Genomic DNA, 3,491 nt, shown 5'->3' with positions numbered 1-3,491 from the left:
GGGCCGGCCGGATCGTCGGTTCTCGATCGGGCCCGCGATCGGGGCACGGTGGCGGCGCATGGGTGCGCCGCCACTGTCCCACCGCCAGCCGTACCAGCCAGGCCAGCACCACGACCTGCAGGTATTTACCCAATGTCTCGGCGCTGCCGAGCATTCCGCGTTCGAATACCACCGGCACCTCGATCAGCGCGATACCGAAGAGCACCGGAACCAGATGCCGCGCGTAGAGCGCCCGCGCCCAGCCCACGAGCACGATCGCGGTGAACGTCACCCCGATCACCACACCGGTCGTCCCGCCGAGCACATAGCCTTCGGCGATATTGCCCTCGGCCAGCGAAACCGATACCTGGCTCATATCGACCGAGGCGCCACGCACCTCGGCCGCCCAGGCCGTGCCCGCATGCAATTTCTCCTCCGCCAGCAGTTGCGCGGGCACCATACTGCGCGCCAGATGTCCCATGACCTCGGCCGGGGACAACCACGAGTCCGGGCCCACGTAATAGGCGTCGGTCGCGGCCTCGAGCAGGTCGAACCGGCGCAGCAGGCTCAGGAAGGGCCGGACCGCGGGGGGATAGGCGCCGTCGACCGCGGCCGCCTCCGCACGCAGATACGGGGAGGTCTTCAGCGACTGCAGCCAATCGAACCCCGCGATGCCGGTCACCGACACCGCGCCGATACCGAGCACCTTCGCCCGTGTCCAGCCCGTCAGCGCGCACCGCACGGCCACCGCCAGCGCGGCCCCGAGCACGGGCGTCTTCGACTCGGTCGCCGTGGTCCACCAGAGTTCGCCGACCATCAGTACACCGAGCAGCACCAGCGTGCCGGATTGCCGAGAGGGCCGGGCGAAGACGATCAGCCCGACGGCTCCCAGAGTGGCGGGCATGGTGAGCAGGCTCAGCACCGGTGACGCGCTCTGGACATCCCCGGCCTGCCCGGCCGCGCCACTGGCGACGCTCACCAGCCGTGCCAGCGTCCCGAGTACGTACAGCACCCAGAGCGTGCCGATGAGATCCGGGTCGCCGGCCAGCGGCGCCCGGGCGGGTCGCGGGCGACGCCGCGCCCAGAGGACGTAACCGAGCATCAGCAGCGCGTACACGGTCAGGCCGAAGGCCACCGGGCGCAGAACCGCCGCTATCCCCGCGTCGTACCCGATCTCGGCCAGCCGCGGGTCGGCGACATTGTCACCGAAATGGGGGTCGGGGCGCACGATCAGCAGGACCAGTGGTCGCGCGATATACGACATCGCCCAGTACAGCGTCTGCGCGATCAGCAACACCCGCAGCACACCCCGGGCCAGCAGCGCCGCCGCGAGAAGCGTGGCGAGTGCCGCCGCGACGATCAGCAGCGGCGTATTCGAGGACACGATCTCCGGGATCAGCATCGGTGACCCCTCGGCGCCGGATGCGGTTCAGTCCAGCGCACGCAGGATCTCCTCGGCCCGGTCGGTATAGGTGTGCCGGCCCTCCACGATGCGCCGGTACCCCGCTTCGGCGGCCTTGGCCGCCTGATCCGGGTACTGCGCGCAGCGTTCCAGGATGTCGTCGAGTTCGTCGCGGCTGGAGAACAGGAACGCCTCGGTCCCGTCGTCGAGCAGTTCGGCATGCTCGTCGGTGCGTTCGCCCACGAACAGCCCGCCCGACGCGGGCACCTCGAACGTCCGGCAGGTATGGGTATCGCGATTGGCGGAGTTCAGCAGCACCAGATTCGCGGTCACCGACGCCACCGCGATCGCGAAGTCCTCGCCGTAGACCGGGCCCGCGACCGCGGCGCGGGTGGTGCGCAACTGCCGGACCCGGCGCCACCCCGGCCCCCGGACCAGTAGTTGCGCGCCGTAGGTGCGGGCCAGCGACACCATACCGGGACGGCGGTCGGGGCGGCAGGCACCGATGAATCCGACCAGGAACTGCCGGCTGCTGCGCCGCGCCGCCGGATGATGCCAGGCGGGATCGTAGGCACTGCGCACGAACAGGGTCCGGCGCACGCCGCGGGCGGAGAGTTCGGGCAGGTTGTGGCGTTTGGTGGTGACCACCATGTCCCATTCCGGTTCGTGTGCCAGATAGTCCGCGGTGATATTCGCCGGATTGGAGACGTCGTCGGGGCTGTAGTGGACATGCAGGGCGGCGGGGATATCCAGCAGCCGCCGCTGATCCAGGTAGACCGATTTGAATCCGAACACCATATCTGGGCGCAATTCGGCGGCGGCGCGTTCGAGCCGGGTGTGCACGCGGTCGGCCGACCACGGCGCGCGACCCGTCCCTTTCTTGGCATACCACCAGGACGGCGACAGCCGGGGCGGCAAGGTCACCGGGGTGGAATCGACCACCATCACCTCGTGCCCGAGCCGGCGGAACCCCTCGGCCAGTGAGCGGGCGTTGCTGCCGAGCCAGTCGTCCCCGACGAACAGAATCCTCATCGCGTCTCTCTCCTCCGCGCACCGGCGGGGACCGGGGTGCCCGCGGCGCGCTCTCGCACGATCAATGCGCGCATCCGCGCGAGATACCAGATCGCCACCGCGAATTCGGCGGCCACGATGCCTCCTGCCAGGTTCCACACCGAATGGGTGCGCAGGGCGACCAGCAGCGCCGCGCCCGCCACGACGGTGCCGATGGCCGAGCCGACGAGCACACCGACGGTGTCCTGGCGCACCGGCAGGACGGCGGTGGTGACGAACGAGGTCACCGTGGTGGCGGGCAGGATCAGCGCCTCGAGGCGCAGCACCCCCACCGCACCGGCGAATTCGGCGCCGAAGACCAGTGGCACCACCAGCGGCGCCGCGACCCACAGCGCGGCGGTGGCGACCCCCGCCGCCGCGACGCAGACGGCCAGGGCGCGGAAGGCATCCGGCCAGAACCGGTCCTCACCGCTGCGTTTCGCCATCCGCGGCAGCAGTGCGAATCCGATCGGATCGAGCAGCGACTGCACCGCCCGTACCAGCCGGTCCGACGCCGAGAACAGGCCGAGCGATACCGCGTCGAGCACCGCGCCGTACACCGTGGCCGCACCCTGCCCGTAACTGGTGGTCAGCAGCCGGCCGGTCACCACCGGCAGTGCGGCGCGGATGAGTTTCCACGCGCCGCGCGGCGGTGCCGGCGGGCCGAAGACCCGCCAGGTGTCCCACCACGTGAGCGCCAGGCCGATAACCGCCGACCCGAGCAGGCACAGCATCGCCATCGGCGCGGTGGGATACCGCGGCAGCAGCGTCAGCAGCAGGATCAGATACCCCACCCGGGCGATGGACTGATACAGCGTCGACGCGCCGAACCGGCCCTGGCCGATCAGCACCCAGTCCTCCGACAGCGACCAGAAACCACCCACGAACAAGCCCAGCAGCACCATGACCAGGTACTCCGGACCCGACGCGGCCGCCGCCACCCCCAGCGCGGCGCCGAGTACGCCCAGGATCCCGCCCCGGATCGCGAGATAGGTGCCGCGGGTGTGGTTGACCACCCCGCGATCGGTGCCCGACTCCTGCACCCGGGCCGCGAGATAGG

General features: G+C 70.5%; 3 protein-coding genes. All 3 read right to left on the bottom strand.

The window, feature by feature from the left end; translation table 11 throughout:
• Window positions 1-1,381 (bottom strand): hypothetical protein (locus ACWDU1_RS30760; protein WP_450003851.1); only part of this gene is annotated, 1,381 nt, incomplete at its 3' end.
• Window positions 1,382-1,408: 27 nt separating this feature from the next.
• Complete coding sequence (locus tag ACWDU1_RS30755; protein ID WP_450003849.1) at window positions 1,409-2,413, bottom strand: CgeB family protein; 1,005 nt, start codon at window positions 2,411-2,413, stop codon at window positions 1,409-1,411.
• Window positions 2,410-3,491 (bottom strand): lipopolysaccharide biosynthesis protein (locus ACWDU1_RS30750; RefSeq protein WP_450003847.1); only part of this gene is annotated, 1,082 nt, incomplete at its 5' end. The genes ACWDU1_RS30750 and ACWDU1_RS30755, both read right to left, overlap by 4 nt.

This window comes from Nocardia sp. NPDC003345 (assembly GCF_053589395.1).
The sequence above is the reverse complement of the archived record's forward strand: the minus strand, read 5'-3'. Positions and strand labels throughout refer to the sequence as shown.